General features: G+C 75.3%; 1 protein-coding gene. It reads right to left on the bottom strand.

What is annotated here, in order from left to right:
* Position 1: 1 nt before the first annotated feature.
* A complete protein-coding gene (locus ACZY1I_RS12175; RefSeq protein ID WP_463755140.1) occupies positions 2-21,049 on the bottom strand; it encodes a PE family protein in 21,048 nt (7,015 codons plus the stop codon).
* Between the last annotated feature and the right edge of the window lie 78 nt (positions 21,050-21,127).

Raw genomic sequence — 21,127 nt, 5'->3', positions numbered from 1 at the left:
GTTAGCCGTTGGTGCCGGCGGTTCCCGGGTCACCCTTGCCCCCGGCGGTTCCGGTGCCCACCGGGGTTCCACCGTTGCCGCCCTGGCCGAGTGCACCGCCCGTACCGGCGGTACCGGCGGTGCCGTTACCGAGGTTGGTTCCAGTGCCGCTGGCAGTGCCACCGGTCCCTGCCGCACCCCCGGCCGCGCCGTTGCCGCCGTTGCCGCCGTTGCCGCCCTTACCGCCGTTACCGTCGGGGTTTGCGCCGTTGCCGCCGACTCCGCCGGTTCCTGCAGCTGCGGAGCCGCCGTTGCCGCCGGCGCCGCCGTTGCCGCCCTTGCCGCTGTTTCCGGCAGCACCCGCGCCGTTGCCGCCGTTGCCGGCCGCGCCGCCGATCCCACCGTTACCGGCGTTGCCTTCGTTTCCGCCGTTGCCGCCGTTGGGCTGGGTGACGGTACCGGCACCGCCTGCGCCGCCGGCGCCTGCCGCACCACCGGTTCCGGCCGCGCCGCCGTTGCCGCCAGTGCCACCGTTACCCGAGCCGACCGCACTGCCGCCGGCGCCTGCGGCGCCACCGGCCCCGCCGACCGCGCCGTTGCCGCCGTTGCCGCCCGTGCCGCCGTCGGTTGCGCCCGCCTGGCCTGCGCCACCGGCGCCGCCGGTACCACCGATACCGCCGTTACCGCCGGCGCCACCGTTGCCGGATGTCGAGCCGCCCAGGCCGCCGGCACCACCGTTACCGCCGGCCGTACCAACGTTGCCGTTGGCGCCGGTGCCACCTGCCGTGCCGGTTACGCCGTTGCCGCCAGCGCCGCCGGCGCCGCCGTTGCCGAACGTGCCGCCGTTACCACCAGCACCACCGTTACCGCCCGCGACGCCTTGAGTGGTGGAGGTCCAGCCTGCGCCACCCGTGCCGCCGTTGCCGGTTCCCGCTGTGCCGGTGCCATCGGCGCCGGCGACGCCGCCACCGGTGCCTGCGGTGCCGCCCTTGCCGACGATGGCCGTGCCGCCGTTACCGCCGGCGCCACCATTGGCGTTGGCGGCGGAGTTGCCTGCCGCGCCGTTGCCGCCGCTGCTGGCCTGGCCGGCGTTGCCGCCCTTGCCGCCGTTGCCGCCGGTACCGCTGGTGCCGGCGGTGCCGGTACCCAGGGCCGCGCCGCCTGCGCCGGCGTTGCCGCCTGCGCCGCCGTTGCCGCCGGTGCCGCCGTTGCCGCCGGCCTGACCGCCGCCGTTGCCGTTACCGAAGTTGTTCTGGCCGGCCGTGCCGTTGGCGCCTGCTGCCCCGGCGTTGCCGCCGTTGCCGCCGATGGCGCCGGTGCCGCCGTTACCGCCCTTGCCACCGTTGCCGAGGCCCGCTCCGGTACCGCCGGCGCCACCGGTGCCGCCTGCACCACCGGCCGTGCCTGCGTTGCCGCTGGCGCCTGCACCGGACCCGGCCGTGCCGGCCGTGCCGGCTGCACCGTTGCCGCCGTTGCCGCCGGCGCCGCCGTTGCCGTTGCTGCCGCCGTTACCGCCGGCACCGCCATTGCCACCAGCGGTGCCGGGGATGCCAGCGGCGTTGTTGAAGCCGTTGCCGCCCGCGCCGCCGTTACCGACAGTGACGCCTGCAGTACCTCCGTTGGTGCCGGCTGTGCCGCCGTTGGTGCCGCCGGTGCCGCCCTTGCCTGCGGTCTCGTTGCCGCCGTTGCCGCCGTTGCCGCCGTTCGGGTTGGTGACTGTGCCGTCGGCACCCTTACCACCGTCGCCCGGGGTTCCGGCCTTGCCGCCGTTGCCGCCGTTGGCGCCGGCACCGGTAGTGCCGTCAGAGCCCACGCCTTGGGCCTTGCCACCGACGCCACCGTTACCGCCGTTGCCGCCGTTGCCGCCGGCGCCGCCGTTGCCGCCGTTTTGCGCGCTGCCGATGCCGGTGCCGTACTGGTTGGCGTCCGCGACGCCGTTGCCGCCGGTGATGCCCTTGCCGCCGTCGCTGCCGTTGGCCCCGGTGCCGCCGTTACCGCCGGCGCCGCCGTTGCCGGAGATCGAGCCGCCCTTACCGCCGACTCCACCGTTACCGCCGTTGCCGCCGTTACGACCGTCGACACCGGAGTCACCCGGGTTGATCCCGTTGGCACCGGCGATGTTGTCCACGCCGTTACCGCCGTTACCGCCGGCGCCACCGTTACCGATCGAGCCGCCGTTACCGCCGTTGCCACCGTTACCGCCGCTGGATCCCTTGGTCAGCGGGTTGTAACCCTGGCCACCCTGGCCACCGTTGCCGGCCGGGCCGACCACCGCTTTGCCACTGGTGCCAGCGGTGGGCGCTCCGGAGCCGGTGCCTGCGGCGCCGCCGGTGCCCGCAACGCCGGCGGTGCCGCCGTTGCCGCCGTTGCCGCCGTTCGGGCTGCCGACGGTGCCGGCCGCGCCGGTGCCGCCGTTACCGGGGGTTCCGGCGTTGCCGCCGTTGGCGCCGTTGCCGGCTGCACCGACGGTGCCGTTAGATCCGGTGCCGTTGTTCAGCGCACCCGCAGCGCCGCCGTTGCCGCCCTTGCCGCCGTTGCCACCGTTGCCGCCGTTGCCACCGTCCTGGCCGGCACCGCTATTGACGCCCTGCAGACCAGCCTTGCCCTGTACGCCGCTGCCGCCCTTGCCGCCGGCTGCGCCGTTACCGGCCGCACCGCCGCTACCGGCGTTACCGGCGAGGTTGCCGCTGGCGCCACCGGTGCCACCGTTACCGCCGGAGCCACCCGCCTGGCCCGCAGTGCCGGAGCTACCGGGTGCGACGCCGTTGACGCCGGCCTTACCGACTGTGCCGTTGCCGCCGGCCCCACCGTTGCCGCCGTTACCGGTCGAGCTGCCGGCGCCGCCGTTGCCGCCGTTGCCGCCGTTCTGGCCACTGAGTGGGGAGGTGTAGCCCTTACCGCCGTCGCCACCGTTACCGGCCGTGCCTGCAGCGATCGAGCCGGCCTTGCCGTCGGCTCCGTTGTTACCGGCAATGCCGATCCCACTGTTGCCCTTGGCGCCGCCGAGGCCCTTGGCGCCGACGCCACCGGTGGTACCGCCGTCGCCGCCGTTACCGCCGGCGCCGCTGTTGAAGCCCGGGTTGTTGGCGTCGCCGCCCTTGCCGCCGTTGCCTGCGGAACCGCCGTTGCCGCCGTTGCCGCCGTTGCCGCCGTTGCCGTCCTTGTAGCCCGCGACGAGTGCTTTGCCGCCGGCGCCGCCGGAGCCGCCGCTGCCGCCGGTCCCGCCGTTGCCGCCGTTGCCGCCGTTCCAGCCGCCGGTGGCGTCGCCGCCGTTGCCGCCGTTGCCGCCGTTGCCGCCGTCGCCCGCGTTGCCGCCGTTGCCGGCGTCACCACCCTTGGTACCGCCAAAGCCGCCGGTGCCGCCGTTACCGGCCGAGCTGCCGCTACTGCCGTTGCCGCCGATCCCGCCGTTGGCAATGCCGCCGCCGGCCGCGCCGTTGCCGCCGAGTGAGCCGGTCGAGCCGCCGCCGCCCTTGCCGCCGACGCCGCCGACACCCCACTCGCCGGCGTTACCACCGGTGCCGCCGTTGCCGCCGGACTTGGTCGGGTCGTTAGACGCCCAGCCTTCGCCGCCGGCGCCGCCGTTGCCGACGATGTCAGTGGGAGTCTTGCCGGTTCCGCCCGCGGTTCCGGTGCCCGCCTTGCCGGTACCGACTGCGCCGCCGCTGCCGCCGGCACCCGGGTTTGCGCCGTTGCCGCCGGTGCCACCGTTCGGGTTGGCCGCAGTGCCTTTGGCGCCGACGCCGCCGACACCGCTGAGGCCGCCGTCGCCGCCCGTTCCACCGTTCCCTTGGTTGCCGACGGTGCCGTTCGTGACGGTGCCGGCGTTGCCGCCCGCAGCGCCCTGACCACCGGTGCCGCCGTTACCGGCGTTGCCGCCCTTGCCGCCGTTGACGCTGAAGTCGCCGGTGCCGCCGTCGCCGCCGGTGCCGCCCTGGCCGCCGTTGCCGCCCTTGCCGCCGTTGCCGCTGTTGCCCGCGACGGTGCCGCCGTTGCCGCCGTTACCGGCAGCGCCGCCCTGCCCGCCGGTATTACCGACCGAGCCGTTCCCGCCGGTTGTGCCGTTGGCGCCGGTGACACCCTTGCCGCCGGTCCAGCCGTTGCCGCCGTTGCCGCCGTTGCCGTACTGGCCAGCGTTGCCGCCGTTACCGCCGGCGTAGCCGGTCTGGCCGGCACCTGGGACGCCGAAGGCGTTGCCGCCGTTGCCGCCGTTACCGGTCATGGCCTTGGAGTCGGCGCCGTTGGCGCCGTTCTTTCCAGGCGTCGCACCGGATGCGCCGGCGCCGCCCTGGCCGCCGACACCGGACTGACCGCCCTTACCGCCGTCGCCACCACCGAGGAAGCCGTCGCCGCCCGCGCCACCGGCGCCGGCGTTGCCGCCGGCACCGCCGGTGCCGCCGCTGCCGCCCGTGCCGCCTGGGTTGGGAACGCCGTTGCCGCCGGTGCCACCGGTCGCGCCGCTACCGGCATCGCCGCCTACGCCGCCCTTGCCGCTGGCCGAGCCGCTCTTGCCGCCAGCGCCGCCGTCGCCACCGTTGCCGCCGGCCTGGCCGCTGCCACCGTTGTCGCCTGGGTTGACCCCGTTGTCGCCGGCCTTGCCGACAGCACCGTTGCCGCCCTTGCCGCCCTTGCCGCCGTCGCCGGTCAGGCCGCCATCACCGCCGGCGCCACCCTTGCCGCCGTTCGCGCCAGGAGTAGTGGCGTTGTAGCCGTCGCCGCCCGCGCCGCCGTTGCCGCCGGGACCACTCGGAGTGGTGCCGTTGGTGCCGTTGTTGCCGTTCGCCGCCTGGTTGCCGCCCTTGCCGTCGACGCCACCGCTGCCGCCGGTACCGCCGTTGGCGCCGGTGCCGGCGGTGCCGCCCTTGCCGCCCTTGCCGCCGTCCGGGTTCTGCAGGGTGCCGCCGGCGCCGTTACCGCCATTGCCCTGGCCGCCGCCGTTGCCGCCGTTGCCGGCGTTACCGCCGGCTGCTCCGGAGCCGATGTTGCCGTTGGTTGCGTTGCCGCCTGAGCCACCGGCACCACCGTTGCCGCCGGTGCCGGCCTTGCCGCCCTGGCCGCCGTCCTGACCGCCGCCGATGCCGTTGCCGTATGCGTCGACGTTCGGAACGCCGTTCTGGCCGTTGGTGCCGCCGCCGCCGTTGCCGCCGTTGCCGGCGTTACCGCCGAGTCCGCCCTTGCCGCCGTCGCCGATGACCGTGCCGCCGACGCCACCCGAGCCGCCGACGCCGCCGTTGCCGCCGTTGCCGCCGCTGGTGCCGGAAGCGCCGGTGTTGCCGCTGTTGGTGCCGGTCGCGCCGTTGGAGCCGTTACCGCCGGCGCCACCGTTACCACCGTTGCCGTTGGTGCCACCGGTGCCGCCCTTACCGCCGGCGCCACCCGCGAAGCCGTTTCCGTTGGCGTCGACGGCGTTCGGGTCCCAGCTGTAGCCGGTGCCACCGTTACCGCCGTTGCCGGACTTTCCGGTGAGGCCGGTGCCGTTGGCGCCGTTGGCGCCACTGACGTCGCCACCGCCGTCGAGGCCACCGATACCGCCGGTGCCGCCGGCGCCGCCGTTGCCGCCGTTGCCGCCGTTGCCGCCTGCGGTGTTGGTGGAGGTGCCTGCCGCGCCGTTGCCGCCGCTGCCGGTCGCGCCGGATGAACCGCCGTTGCCGGCGTCGCCGCCGTTTCCGACGTTGCCGCCGACGCCGTAGATCCCGGCGCTACCGCCGGCGCCACCGGCGCCGCCGTTGCCGCCGTTGCCGCCACTGCCGCCGTTGCCGCCGTTCTGGCCGCTGCCGATGCCGTTGCCGTAGAGGTCGACGTTGGCCATGCCGTTGCCGCCGTCGCGACCATTACCGCCGTTGCCGCCGTCGCCGCCCTTACCGCCGGCGCCGCCGTTACCGCCGTCGCCGAGGTTCACGCCAGCGTTGCCACCTACGCCGCCCTTACCGCCAGCGCCGCCGTTTCCGCCGTTGAAGCCGCTGCCGCCGTTGCCGACGCCGTCGCCACCTGCCGCGTTACCCACGCCGTCGCCGCCGGCACCGCCGTCGCCGCCGCTGCCGTAGTTACCGCCCGCGCCACCGGCGCCGCCGTCGCCGCCTTTGGCGCCCGCAACCCCGGACGTGTAACCGGCACCGCCGTCGCCGCCGTTGCCGCTCGGTGCGTCGGGCAGCGAACCATCCGTGCCGTACTTGCCGAAGCCGATGCCGTTGCCGTTGCTACCGCCGGTACCACCCGCACCGATGGTGCCCGCGTTGCCGCCCTGACCACCCTTGCCGCCGGTGGTGTTCGTGCTGGTACCGGCCGCGCCGTTACCGCCCGCCCCGCCGTTACCGGCGTCACCGCCGTCGCCCGCGGCACCACCGAGACCGGATGTGCCCTTGCTGCCGGTGCTGGACGCGCCGCCGACTCCGCCGTTACCGCCGGCGCCACCTTGTGCGCCGTTACCGCCGAGGCCACCGTTCTGGCCGCCGCCGATGCCGTTGCCGTAGAGGTTCTGGTCGGCCACACCGTTGGCGCCGTCGCCACCGTCACCGCCGTCACCAGAGGAGCCACCGGTACCGCCATTGCCACCCGCGCCGCCGTTGCCCGCGTTGACACCGGCCTTACCACCGCGTCCGCCGTCACCGCCGGATCCACCGGCCTGGGCGTTGCCACCCTTGCCGCCGGGAGTGGTGGCGTCGGTGCCGTCGACACCGGCCACGCCATTGCCGCCGTTGCCACCTGTGCCGCCGTTACCGCGGTTACCACCGTCACCACCGGCGCCACCCGCGCCGCCCACTGCGCCGGGAGCCTGCGGGTTGAAGCCTTGGCCGCCGTTACCGCCGTTGCCCACGATGCCGCCGACTGCGGTGCCGTCAGTGCCCTTGGCCGCGCTGCCGCCGCCGCCGTTGGTGCCGCCCGCGGCACCCTTGCCGGCCGTGCCAGTGTTGCCGCCGTTGCCGCCGGCGCCGCCGGCGATGTTGTTGCTGGTACCGGCCGCGCCGTTACCACCGTTGCCCGGTGTACCCGCGTTGCCGCCGTTGCCGCCGACGCCGCCAATTCCGTTGGTGCCGGTGCTGGAGCCGGACCCGCCGACACCGCCGTTGCCGCCGACACCACCGGTGCCGCCGTTACCGCCGTTGCCGCCGGCCTGGCCGCCGCCGATGCCGGTGCCGTAGTTGTTCTGGTCGCTGACGCCGTTGTTGCCGGTGATGCCGGTGCCGCCGGAGCCGGCGTTGCCGCCGATGCCGCCGTTGCTGGCGTTGCCGCCGGCGCCGGTTGCGCCCTTGCTGCCGCCGCTGCCGCCGGTGCCGATGTTGCCGCCGCTGCCGCCTGCGCCGCCGTTGGCGCCGTTTCCGCCGGCGCCGCCGTTGCCGCCGTTGTAGCCGGAGCCGTTGTTCACACCGGAGGTGCCGTTGGCGCCTGCCGCGCCATTGCCGCCGTTGCCTGCGGTTCCGGCGTTGCCGCCCTTGCCGCCGGCGCCGCTGTTGCCATTGGTGCCTGCGCCGCCGCTGCCGGTCGCGGCACCCGCGTTGCCGCCGTTGCCGCCGGTGCCGCCGGCGCCACCGGCGCCCGCGTTGCCGCCGCCCGTGCCGGAACCGCCGACACCCGTGGTGCCCGCGCCGTTGCCGCCGTCTATGCCGCTACCGCCGTTACCGCCCAGGCCGCCAGCGCCGCCGGCGCCGCCGTTACCGCCCTTGAAGGCGCCGCCGCTGCCGAGACCACCGTTACCGCCCGCGCCACCGGTGCCACCGGTGCTACCGACGGCGCCGTTGGGGCTGCCGGAGTTGACGCCGTTGTTACCCGCTGTGCCAGCCGCACCGATACCGCCGCTACCGCCGTTGCCGCCGTTGGCGCCGGTGCCGTTGGTGCCGTTGCCGGCCCCGCTGCCGCCGGTACCGCCAGTGCCCAGGGTGCCTGCGTTACCGCCGGCCGCACCGGCACCGCCGGTGGGGTTGTTGGACGTGCCGGCCGCGCCGTTACCGCCGTTGCCCGCAGTACCGGAGTTACCGCCGTTGCCGCCGACCCCGCCGGTGCCGTTGGTGCCGTTGCTCTTGCCGGTACCGCCGGTACCCGCAGTTCCACCGTTGCCACCGGTGCCGCCGTTGCCGCCGTTGCCGCCGGTCTGACCGGCGCCGACGCCATTGCCGTAGGAGTTCGAGTCACTGACGCCGTTGTTTCCGCTGACGCCCGCGCCACCGTTGCCGCCCGCGCCACCGGCGCCGGCGCTGCTGCCGTTGCCACCGTTGCCTTGGGTGCCGGCGCTGCCCGCGGTGCCGCCGTTCTGAGCACCTGCAGCACCAGCGGTGCCGGCGTTGCCGCCGTTGCCGCCGTTGCCGCCGAGACCGCCGTTACCACCGGCGTAGCCGCTGCCGTTGTTGACGAAGGCGGTACCGCCGGCACCTGCTGCGCCGGTGCCGCCCTTACCGGCGGTTCCGGCATTGCCGCCGTTGCCGGAGTTGCCGCCGTTGCCCGCGGTGCCCGCACCGGCACCACCATTGGCCGCGCCGGCCGCGCCACCGGCGCCACCGTTACCGCCGGCACCACCGCTGCCTGCGTTACCACCGGCTGTGCCGACACCGCCGGCCCCACCGGTGAACGCACCGTTGGTGCCGTCCAGGCCATTGCCGCCGTTGCCGCCGACGCCGCCGTTACCGCCCAGGCCGCCCTTGCCGCCGGTGAAGCCAGTGCCATTGCCGAGACCGCCGGCGCCACCGGCGCCACCGTTGCCGCCAGCAGTGCCGTTGACGCCATTGGCGTTGCCGCCGTTGCCGTTGGCGCCGGTCTGGCCGGCGAAGCCGTTGCCGCCGTCGCCGCCGAGGCCGCCGTTGGCGCCGGTGCCGTTGAGGCCGTTGGTGCCGCCGGCACCCGCGGTGCCGCCGAGACCGATCCCGCCGGCGTTGCCGCCCTTGCCGCCCGCGCCGCCGTCGGCGAAGCCGAGGACGCCGTCGGCGCCGCGACCACCGGTGCCGGCGATACCGGCGTTGCCGCCGTTGCCGCCATTGCCACCGAGTGCGCCGGCACCCGCTGTGCCCGTGCCGGCCTTGCCGCCGGTGCCCGCTGCGCCACCGGTGCCTGCGGTGCCACCGGCACCACCCTTACCGCCCGCGCCACCGTTGCCACCGTCTTGACCGGCGCCGTTGTTGTTGCCGGCGAACCCTTGGAGGCCATTGACACCCTGGCCGCCGGAGCCGGCGTTGCCGCCCACGCCACCGGCGCTAGCCGCGCCACCGTTGCCGTTGTTGCCGGCAGTCGCGCCAGCACCACCGGCCGCGCCACCGGCGCCGCCCTTACCGCCGTTGGCACCGTTACCGCCGGCGCCACCGTCGCCACCGGCGTAACCGGCGTTGCCGTTCTGGCCCGGGATGCCCTGGTTACCGGCGGCGCCTATGCCGCCCTTGCCCGCCGCGCCCGCCGCGCCACCGTTACCGGCCGCGCCACCGTTGCCGTTGTTACCGGCGATCGGGCCGGTGCCTGCCGCACCACCCTTACCGCCGGCGCCGCCGTCGCCACCGGCACCGGCGTTGCCGCCGGCCTGTCCAGCGGTACCCGCGCCAGGAGTGGTGACGCCGTTCTGGCCGTCGATACCCGAGCCACCCTTGCCGCCGTCGCCACCGGTGCCACCAGCGCCACCGTCGCCGGCCTTGGTTCCGAGACCACTGGCGTTACCACCAGCGCCGCCGTCGCCACCCTTACCACCGGCGGTGCCACTCGCGCCGCTGCCGCCGGGGCTGACGCCGTTGTTGCCTGCGGTTCCGGCCAGGCCGTTACCACCAGCACCACCGATGCCACCGTTGGCGCCGGTGCCGTTGGCGCCGTTGGTGCCACCGGCACCCGCGGTGCCGCCGAGGCCGATCGCGCCCGCGTTGCCGCCCTTGCCGCCGGCACCGCCGTCAATGAAGCCGAAGGCGCCGTCAGCGCCGCGACCACCGGTACCCGCGATACCGGCGTTACCACCGGCACCACCGTTGCCACCCAGCGCGCCCGCACCCGCGGTGCCGGTACCGGCCTTGCCACCGGTACCCGCCGCACCCGCGGTGCCTGCGGTGCCACCGGCACCACCCTTACCGCCCGCGCCACCGTTGCCACCGTCTTGGCCGGCACCGTTGTTCTGTCCGGCGAAGCCGTTCTGTCCGTTGACACCGGCGCCACCGTTACCGGCCGCGCCACCGACACCACCGGCGGAGGCGTTACCGCCGTTGCCGTTGTTGCCCGCAGTCGCGCCGGCACCACCGGCCGCGCCACCGGCGCCACCCTTACCGCCGCTGGCGCCCTGACCGCCAGCGCCACCGTCACCACCGGCGTAACCGGCGTTGCCGTTCAGCGTCGGGATGCCGTCGTTGCCGGCCGCGCCCGCGCCGCCCTTGCCCGCCGTGCCCGCGTTGCCACCGTTGCCGGCCGCGCCACCGTTGCCGTTGTTGCCGGCGATGTCGCCAATCGCGCCGGCCGCGCCGCCCTTACCGCCCGCGCCGCCGTCGCCACCGGCACCGGCGTTGCCGCCGGCCTGACCGGCAGTACCCGCGCCCGCGGTGGAGACCCCGTTGAGACCGTCGATGCCCGAACCGCCGACGCCACCGGCGCCACCGATACCACCGGCACCACCGTCGCCGGCCTTAGTTCCCGTACCGCTGGCGTTACCGCCGGCGCCACCGTCGCCGCCCTTACCGCCGGCCGCGCCCGCGCCGCCGTTGGGGTTGCCGCCGTTGACGCCGTTTGCACCCGCTGCGCCGGCCAGGCCGTTACCGCCCGCGCCGCCCGCGCCGCCGTTGGCGCCGACGCCGTTGGCGCCGTTGGTGCCACCGGCACCCGCGGTACCACCGGCACCGACCGCGCCCGCGTTACCGCCAAGACCGCCGGCCCCGCCATCGGCGAAGCCGAAGGTGCCATCCGCACCGCGACCACCGGCGCCCGCGACACCGGCGTTACCGCCGGCGCCACCGTTGCCGCCCAATGCGCCCGCACCCGCGGTGCCGGTACCGGCCTTGCCGCCGGTACCCGCCGCACCAGCGGTGCCCGCAGTGCCACCGGCGCCACCCTTACCGCCCGCGCCACCATCGCCACCGGCCTGGCCCGCGCCGTTGTTGGTCCCGGCCACACCGTTCTGTCCGGTGACACCGGCGCCACCGTTACCGGCCGCACCACCGACACCACCAGCAGAGGCGTTACCGCCGTTGCCGTTGTTGCCCGCGTTGGCGCCGGCACCACCGGCCGCGCCACCGGCACCACCCTTACCGCCGTTGGCGCCCTGACCGCCGGCGGCACCGTCGCCACCGGCGTAGCCGGCGTTGTTGTTCAGACCCGCGATGCCGTTATTGCCGGCCGCGCCCGCGCCACCCTTGCCCGCGGTGCCCGCGTTGCCACCGTTACCGGCCGCACCACCGTCGCCGTTCGCGGCCGCCGTCTGGCCCGCGCCGGCAGCGCCCGCGGCGCCACCCTTACCGCCCGCGCCACCGTCGCCACCGGCGCCGGCGTTACCGCCGCCCTGACCCGCAGTACCCGCACCGGCCGTGGAGACGCCGTTGAGACCGTCGATGCCAGATCCGCCGTTACCACCGTTGCCACCGATACCACCGGCGCCACCGGCGCCCGTCGTGGTTCCGGTGCCGCTGGCCAGACCACCGGCGCCGCCGTCGCCGCCCTTACCGCCGGCCGCGCCTGCGCCGCCGTTGGCGTTGCCGCCGTTGACGCCATTCGCGCCCGCCGCACCGGCCAGACCGTTACCGCCCGCGCCACCGGCGCCACCGTTGGCGCCGACACCGTTGGCGCCGTTGGTGCCGCCGGCACCCGCGGTGCCACCGAGACCGATCGCGCCCGCGTTGCCGCCCTTACCGCCCGCGCCGCCATCGGCGAAGCCGAAGGCGCCGTCAGCGCCGCGTCCACCGGTACCCGCGATACCGGCGTTACCACCGGCACCACCGTTGCCGCCCAGGGCGCCCGCACCCGCGGTGCCGGTGCCGGCCTTGCCGCCGGTACCCGCAGCACCGGCGGTGCCAGCGGTGCCACCGGCACCACCCTTACCGCCTGCGCCACCGTTGCCACCGTCTTGGCCCGCACCGTTGTTCTGTCCGGCGAAACCGTTCTGGCCGTTGACGCCGGCGCCACCGTTACCGGCCGCGCCACCGACACCACCGGCGGAGGCGTTGCCGCCGTTGCCGTTGTTGCCCGCGTTGGCGCCGGCACCACCGGCCGCGCCACCGGCACCACCCTTACCGCCGCTAGCGCCCTGACCACCGGCACCACCGTCACCACCGGCGTAACCGGCGTTGTTGTTCAGACCCGCGATGCCGTCATTGCCGGCCGCACCCGCACCACCCTTACCTGCGATGCCGGCGTTGCCACCGTTACCTGCTGCACCACCGTTGCCGTTGGCACCGGCGGTCTGGCCGCCACCGGCAGCGCCCGCGGCGCCACCCTTACCGCCGGCGCCGCCGTCACCGCCAGCACCGGCGTTGCCGCCGTTCTGGCCAGCGGTTCCCGCGCCCGCGGTGGAGACCCCGTTGAGACCGTCGATACCCGACCCGCCGACGCCACCTGCGCCACCGGTGCCACCGGCGCCACCGGCACCAGTCGTGGTGCCCGTGCCGCTGGCCAAACCACCGGCACCGCCATCGCCACCCTTACCGCCGGCCCCGCCCGCAGTCCCGTTCGGGTTCTGAGTGTTGAAGCCGTTGCCACCTGCTGCGCCGGCCAGACCGTTACCACCGGCACCACCCTTACCGCCGTTCGCGCCGATGCCGTTGGCGCCGTTGGTGCCGCCGGCACCCGCGGTGCCGCCGAGACCGATCGCGCCTGCGTTACCGCCCTTGGCGCCAGCGCCACCGTCGGCGAAGTTGCCGGCGCCGTCGGCGCCGCGGCCACCATCGCCGGCCGTGCCGGCGTTGCCGCCGAGGCCGCCGTTGCCGCCCGTGCCGTTGGTGCCCGCCGAGCCGGTACCGCCGCCGGCAGCACCACCGGTGCCGCCGGTACCACCGGCACCACCCTTACCGCCCGCGCCGCCGTCGCCACCGGCCTGGCCGGCACCGACACCCGTGCCGTACTGGTCGACTCCGGCCAGGCCGTTACCGCCATTGACGCCGGTGCCACCCTTGCCGGCCGCCCCACCGGCCGCACCGCTGCTGGCGTTACCGCCGTTGCCGTCCTTGCCCGCGAGGCCGCCGGTGCCGCCGGCACCGCCGGCGCCACCCTTACCGCCGTTGGCGCCGTTACCACCGGCGCCACCGTCACCACCGGCAGTGCCGGAGAGGTTGTTGGTTCCGGCAATGCCATTGTTGCCGAGCGCGCCCACGCCGCCCTTGCCTGCAGCGCCGGCGTCACCGCCGTTGCCCGCCACACCACCGGTGCCGGCCTTGCCCGCGATCGGACCCGTACCGGCGTTGCCGCCCTTACCGCCCGCGCCGCCGTCACCGCCGGCGCCTGCGTTACCGCCCGCCTGGCCGCCGCCGACACCGGTGCCGTACTGGTCGACCCCGGTGACGCCGTTACCGCCGCCGACGCCCGAGCCACCCTTACCGCCGACGCCACCAGCGCCACCGGCGCCGCCATCGCCGGCCTTGGTTCCGAGACCACTGGCGTTACCGCCGGCGCCACCGTCGCCACCCTTACCGCCGGCAGAGCCAGCGGTGCCGCTGTCGCCCGTGCTGATGCCGTTGTTGCCTGCGGTACCGGCCAGGCCGTTACCGCCCGCGCCACCGGCGCCACCGTTGGCGCCGACGCCGTTGGCGCCGTTGGTGCCACCGGCACCCGCGGTACCACCAACACCGATCGCGCCCGCGTTGCCGCCCTTGCCGCCAGCGCCGCCGTCGCTGAAGCCGAAGGCGCCGTCAGCACCGCGACCACCGGCGCCCGCGACACCGGCGTTACCTCCGGCGCCACCGTTGCCGCCCAATGCGCCCGCACCCGCGGTGCCGGTGCCGGCCTTGCCGCCGGTACCCGCCGCACCTGCCGTGCCTGCGGTGCCACCGGCACCACCCTTACCGCCTGCGCCACCATCGCCACCGTCTTGGCCGACGCCGTTGTTCTGTCCGGCGAAGCCGTTCTGTCCGTTGACGCCGGCCCCACCGTTGCCGGCTGCGCCACCGACACCACCGGCGCTGGCCGCGCCACCGTTGCCGTTGGCGCCGGCACTGGCTCCGAGACCGCCCGCTGCGCCGCCGTTGCCGCCCTTACCGCCGTTGGCGCCGTTACCGCCGGCGCCACCGTCACCACCGGCGTAACCGGCGTTGTTGTTCAGACCCGCGATGCCGTCATTGCCGATCGCACCGGTGCCGCCCTTACCCGCGGTACCGGCCGCGCCACCGTTACCGGCCGCACCACCGTCGCCGGCCTTGCCGGCGATGTCGCCGACCGCGCCCGCCGCGCCACCCTTACCGCCCGCGCCGCCGTCGCCACCGGCACCGGCGTTACCGCCGGCCTGGCCGGCGGTGCCGGCACCTGAGGTGGTGACCCCGTTGAGGCCGTCGATGCCCGAGCCACCCTGACCGCCGGCGCCACCGGTACCACCGGCACCACCGTCACCGGCCTTGGTTCCGACACCACTGGCGTTACCGCCAGCACCACCGTCGCCGCCCTTACCGCCGGCTGCGCCTGCGGTGCCACTCTGACCGTTGTTAAGGCCGTTGCTGCCGGCAGCTCCGGCCAGGCCGTTACCACCGGCGCCACCTGCGCCACCGTTGGCGCCGATGCCGTTGTTGCCTGCGGTGCCGTTACCGGCCGCGCCGACGCCGCCGGCACCACCGGTGCCGATCGTGCCGGCGTTACCGCCCAGGCCGCCAGCGCCTCCGTCGACAAAGCCGACGACGCCATCGGCGCCGCGGCCACCGGTGCCCGCGACGCCCGCGTTACCGCCGACGCCACCGTTGCCGCCTGTGGCGTTCGTGCCCGCGACACCACCGGTACCACCAGTGCCTGCAGCACCACCGGTGCCACCCGTACCACCGGCACCACCCTTACCGCCGGCGCCGCCGTTACCGCCGGCCTGGCCCGCACCCAAGTTGTTTCCGGCCACACCGTTCTGGCCGTTGACGCCGGCCCCACCGTTGCCGGCCGCGCCACCGACACCACCGGCGCTGGCCGCGCCACCGTTGCCGTTGGCGCCTGCACTGGCTCCGAGACCGCCCGCCGCGCCGCCGTTGCCGCCCTTACCGCCGTTGGCGCCGTTACCGCCGGCACCACCGTCACCACCGGCGTAACCGGCGTTGTTGTTCAGACCCGCGATGCCGTCATTGCCGATCGCACCGGTGCCGCCCTTACCCGCAGCACCGGCCGCGCCACCGTCACCGGCCGCACCACCGTCGCCGGCCTTGCCGGCGATGTCTCCAACTGCACCCGCCGCGCCACCCTTACCGCCCGCGCCGCCGTCGCCACCGGCACCGGCGTTACCGCCGGCCTGCCCGGCGGTACCGGCACCGACAGTGGTGACTCCGTTCAGGCCATCGATGCCCGAGCCACCCTGACCGCCGGCGCCACCGGTACCACCGGCACCACCGTCACCGGCCTTGGTTCCGACACCACTGGCGTTACCACCAGCACCACCGTCGCCACCCTTACCGCCGGCCGCGCCCGCGGTGCCACTCTGACCGTTGTTAAGGCCGTTGCTGCCGGCAGCTCCGGCCAGGCCGTTACCACCGGCGCCACCTGCGCCACCGTTGGCGCCGATGCCGTTGTTGCCTGCGGTGCCGTTACCGGCCGCGCCGACGCCGCCGGCACCACCGGTGCCGATCGCGCCGGCGTTACCGCCCAGGCCGCCAGCGCCTCCGTCGACAAAGCCGACGACGCCATCGGCGCCGCGGCCACCGGTGCCCGCGACGCCCGCGTTACCGCCGACGCCACCGTTGCCGCCTGTGGCGTTCGTGCCCGCGACACCACCGGTACCACCAGTGCCTGCAGCACCACCGGTGCCACCCGTACCACCGGCACCACCCTTACCGCCGGCGCCGCCGTTACCGCCGGCCTGGCCCGCACCCAAGTTGTTTCCGGCCACACCGTTCTGGCCGTTGACGCCGGCCCCACCGTTGCCGGCCGCGCCACCGACACCACCGGCGCTCGCGTTACCGCCGTTGCCGTTAGCGCCCGCGTTCGCGCCGACACCACCGGCAGCGCCACCGGCGCCGCCCTTACCGCCGTTGGCGCCGTTGCCGCCGGCACCACCATCGCCGCCGGCGTAGCCGGCGTTGCTGTTGAGACCCGCGACACCGTTGGCGCCTGCCGCGCCCGCGCCACCCTTGCCGGCCAGACCCGCAGCGCCACCGTTACCGGCGGTCCCGCCGTCGCCGGCCTTGCCGGCGATGTCGCCGACGGCACCGGCCGCACCACCCTTACCGCCCGCACCGCCGTCGCCACCAGCCCCGGCGTTGCCGCCGGCCTGACCGGAGCCACCTGCGCCGTTCGTCTGAAGCCCGTGGTCGCCGTCGACACCCGAGCCGCCCTTGCCGCCGGCCCCGCCGACGCCGCCGGCACCACCGTCACCGGCCTTGGTTCCGACACCACTGGCATTACCGCCGGCGCCACCGTCGCCACCCTTACCGCCGGCGAGACCGTTTGTGCCGCTGTCGCCGGTGTTGATGCCGCTGTTACCGGCCGCCCCGGCCAAGCCGTTTCCACCGGCACCGCCGCTACCACCGTTGGCGCCCAGACCGTTGAGTCCGGTCGCGCCGGACCCGCCACCCTTGCCGCCGTCGGCTCCACCGGCGCCACCGGCACCGACCGCGCCGGCGTTACCACCGGCACCACCGGCACCACCGTCGACGAAGGCGCCAGCACCGTCAGCGCCGCGACCACCGTCACCGGCAGTGCCTGCGTTTCCGCCCTGGCCACCGACTCCACCCTTACCGTCGGCACCCGCCGTGGCCGTGCCGCCACCGGCAGTACCACCGGTGCCGCCAGCCCCGCCGGCGCCACCCTTGCCGCCCGCTCCGCCGTCGCCGCCGGCCACACCGGCGCCGTTGTTGACGCCGGCAACGCCATTAGCGCCGGAGACGCCAGCGCCACCCTTGCCGGCCGTTCCCCCGGCCGCGCCGTTGCTCGCGTTACCGCCGTTGCCGTCCTTGCCTGCGGCACCGCCGGTACCGGTGCCGGCTTGACCGCCGGCCCCGCCGTTACCGCCGTTCGCACCGCTACCGCCGGCGCCACCATTACCGCCTGCAGTGCCTGCGCCGTTGTTGACTCCGGCGACCCCTGCAGCGCCGTTGACGCCTATGCCGCCTGCGCCCGCGGTGCCGGCGTTACCGCCATTGCCCGCCGCGCCACCGCTGCCCGAACTGCCGGCGATGTCACCGCTACCCGCAGCACCGCCCTTACCGCCGGCCCCGCCATCACCACCGGCGCCTGCGTTTCCACCGTTCTGGCCGCCACCGATTCCGGTGCCCCACTGGTCGACTCCGACCTGTCCGTGGTCGCCGCCAAGACCGCTACCACCCTGGCCGCCGGCACCACCGGTGCCACCGGCGCCACCGCTGCCGCCCTGGGTACCAACACCGCTGGCCGCACCACCGGCACCGCCGTCGCCGCCCTTGCCGCCGGCAAGACCATTGGTGCCGCTGTCACCGGTGTTGATGCCGTTGCTACCGGCCGCTCCAGCCAGACCGTTACCACCAGCGCCACCGCTACCACCGTTGGCGCCCACCCCGTTGAGGCCTGCTGCACCCGTGCCGCCGCCGGTACCGCCATTGGCGCCGCCGGCGCCACCGAGACCGACCGCCCCGGCGCTGCCGCCGTTACCACCGGCACCACCGTCGACAAAGCCGGTGATGCCGTCGGCACCGCGGCCGCCGTCACCAGCGATGCCGGCGTTGCCACCGAGTCCGCCTGCTCCACCAAGTCCGTCTTTACCGGCGCTCGCGAGGGCGCCACCGGCTTGACCTCCGGTACCGCCCTTACCACCCGTGCCACCGGTGCCACCCGCGCCACCGTTGCCACCGGCGATGCCGGCACCATTGTTGACACCGGCCACACCATTGGCGCCGTCAACGCCAGTGCCACCGGCACCCGCGTTTCCGCCGACGCCACCATTGCTGCCCGCACCGCCGTTGCCGTCGGCGCCCGCGTTGCCACCAGTTCCGGTGCCCGCCGCGCCACCGACACCGCCCTTACCGCCGTCGGCGCCCGCACCACCGTTACCACCGTTACCACCGGCGTATCCGGCGCCGTTGTTGGTCCCGGCCGCGCCTGTGGCGCCTGCCGCGCCGGTGCCACCAGCGCCGGCCTGACCCGCGTCGCCACCATCGCCGGCCGCGCCACCGCTACCGGCGTTGCCTGCCGAGCCACCCTTAGTGCCAGCGCTACCCGCGGTACCACCGGTGCCACCGTCACCACCAGCGCCGCCGGAGCCGGCGTTACCGCCGGCCGTGCCCGAACCACCAATGCCTGCAGTGGCAGCGCCGGTCTTTCCGTCGACGCCGCTGCCGCCCTTACCGCCGGTGCCACCCTGGCCACCCGTTCCACCGTCGCCACCCGTGGTGCCGACGCCGCCGGCCGCGCCACCAGCGCCACCGGTGCCGCCCTTACCGCCGGCAAGACCGTTGGTGCCGCTGGCACCAGCACCGACGCCGTTGTCGCCGGCCTGGCCCGTCGCGCCGTCGCCACCGTCACCGCCGCGACCGCCGTCGACGCCGATACCGGCAGTGCCGTCCGTGCCCTTGCCGATACCGGTGCCGTTGGTGCCACCCTGACCGCCGGAGCCGGCCACGCCGGCGTTACCGCCCGCACCACCGCTGCCGCCGTCCAGAATCTTGGAATTGCCGTCGGCGCCGCGACCACCGTCACCCGGGGTACCGGCGTTACCGCCGGCGCCACCGTTGCCGCCCAGACCCGCCGCGGCGGCATTGCCCTTGGTGACCGTGCCGGCCGCGCCGCCTTGGCCACCGGCGCCGCCGGTACCACCGTCGCCGCCGTTACCGCCGGATTTACCGGACTGACCGGCACCGAAGTCATCGCCTGACCGGCCGCCAACACCCTGGCCACCGTTGCCGCCGGCGCCACCGTTACCGCCGAGCCCGCCGGCTCCGGCGTTACCGGAGACCGCGCCGCCGTTGCCGCCGGTGCCACCCTTACCGCCTGCGCCACCGATCAGGCCGCTGGTGCCGCTCTCACCCGCGTCGACGCCATTGGCGCCGCCCGCGCCGGCCGCACCGTTGCCGCCGGCGCCGCCGTAGCCGCCGTTGCCGTAGGTGCCACCGTTACCGCCGTTACCGCCGCTGCCGCCGGCGAGACCGGCGACCGACCCGGTCGACGCGTCGTAGCCAGCGCCACCGTTACCGCCGTTGCCACCGCCGATGGCCGTGCTGCCGATCTTGCCGTGCGTTCCATTGACCGAACCGGCACCACCCGCGCCGCCGGCGCCGCCGACGCCGTTGCTGTTGCCACCGTTACCGCCGTTACCGCCGTTGACGCTGAACGCGTTGCCGGCCGCGCCGTTACCGCCGTTGCCGGCGAGGCCACCGAGACCGCCGTCGCCGCCGTTTCCACCGCGACCGATGATGCCGTTCTCACCAAAGAGCAGGCCGCCCTGGCCAGCCGCGCCACCATTGCCACCGTTACCGCCGAGCGCGCCGCCGCCGCCGTCACCACCGTTGCCACCGTTGCCGCTGGGGTACGTGCCGTCGGCGCCATTGATGCCGCTACCACCCGATCCGCCGCGGCCACCCAGGCCGCCGTTACCGCCATTGCCGCCGTCGCTGAACAGCAGACCGCCGCGACCGCCGGCGCCACCGTTACCGCCGTGGCCGCCGTTGGTGCCGATCCCGCCGGTAATTCCGGCCAGCCCGTTGCCACCGTTGCCGCCGTTACCGCCGACGCCACCATTGCCGTACAGCCAGCCGCCGTTGCCGCCCGCTCCACCAACGCCGCCGTTGTAGCCGGCGCCGCTGGTGCCACCGCTGCCGCCGGTGCCGCCCATGCCGAACAGCCAGCCGCCGTTGCCGCCGATGCCGCCGACGCCGCCTTGGGTGGCGCCAGTCCCGCCGGTGCCACCCGCCCCGCCGACTCCGTACAGCCCGCCATTGCCGCCGACGCCACCTAGCCCACCGAAGCCCGTGCTGCCGATGCCGCCGGTGCCGCCGGCACCGCCCGATCCGCCGGAAAGCCATCCGGCGGTACCGCCGGCGCCGCCTGTCCCGCCGACTACACCCGACCCAGCAGCGCCACCCGCGCCACCCGCGCCCGCGAAGAGACCACCGTGGCCGCCGTAACCGCCGTAACCGCCGGTGCCGTTGCCCGTCGGTCCGGCGCCACCCGCGCCACCAGCGCCACCGGCGCTCAGCAACCAGGAGTCGCCACCGGCGCCGCCACTACCACCGACACCGGTCGGGCTCAGGTTGGCACCGCCGGCGCCACCAGCCCCGCCGTCGCCGTACAGGAATCCGCCGAGGCCACCGGTTGCGCCGTGGCCGCCGTTCGCACCGCCACCGCCCGCGCCACCGATTCCACCGGCACCGAGCAGGAATGCCCGGCCGCCGGCGCCGCCGGCGCCGCCGAACCCGAAGCTGTTGAGGTTTGCCCCGCCGACACCGCCAGCACCACCGCTGCCGTACAACCAACCGCCGCTACCACCGGCACCGCCGGCACCGCCATTGCCGACCGCCGAGGCGCCGCCGGCCCCGCCGGTGCCGCCCGCACCGATCAACCCCGCGTCACCGCCGGCTCCACCGGCCTGACCGGTCGCACCGGCCGCGCCGGCACCGCCGTTGCCGTAGAGCAAGCCGCCGGCGCCACCGGCTTGACCTGGCGCGCTGCCGTTGGCGCCATCACCGACGAAGGGCCGACCGAACAGGATCCAGCTGGGTGCGTTGACGGCGCCCCATACCGCTTGGCCGAAGTCCGCCAGCGGCGCCACGTTCGCGGCCTCGGCGAAGGCGTATTGGCCCGCGCCCGCGGACAGGGTTTGCAGGAACCGGCTTTGAAAAGCCTCGGCCTGCGCGCTGATGTCTTGATACGCCAGCCCGTGGTTGCCGAACAGGGCCGCAATGGCCTCCGACACCTCGTCTTGGGCCGCGGCCGCCAGGTTGGTAGTCGAGGCGGCCGCTGCGGCATTCGCCGTCTGGAGCGACGAGCCGAGGCCCGCCAACTCTGAAGCCGCTGCGGAGAGCACGTCAGGTGCTGCGATCAAGTACGACATCGGTATCCGTCCACTACCTCGGACATGACCAAGGTCACGTTTAGATGCCCCCGGTCATGCATATCTGGCAAAGCCGAT

The organism is Mycobacterium sp. IDUB_37 (assembly GCF_055419245.1).
The sequence above is the reverse complement of the archived record's forward strand: the minus strand, read 5'-3'. Positions and strand labels throughout refer to the sequence as shown.

What these genes read in the sequence shown, in the direction of transcription:
- ACZY1I_RS12175 (WP_463755140.1), bottom strand. Translation starts at nt 21,049, where the DNA reads ATGTCGTACTTGATCGCAGCACCTGACGTGCTCTCCGCAGCGGCTTCA.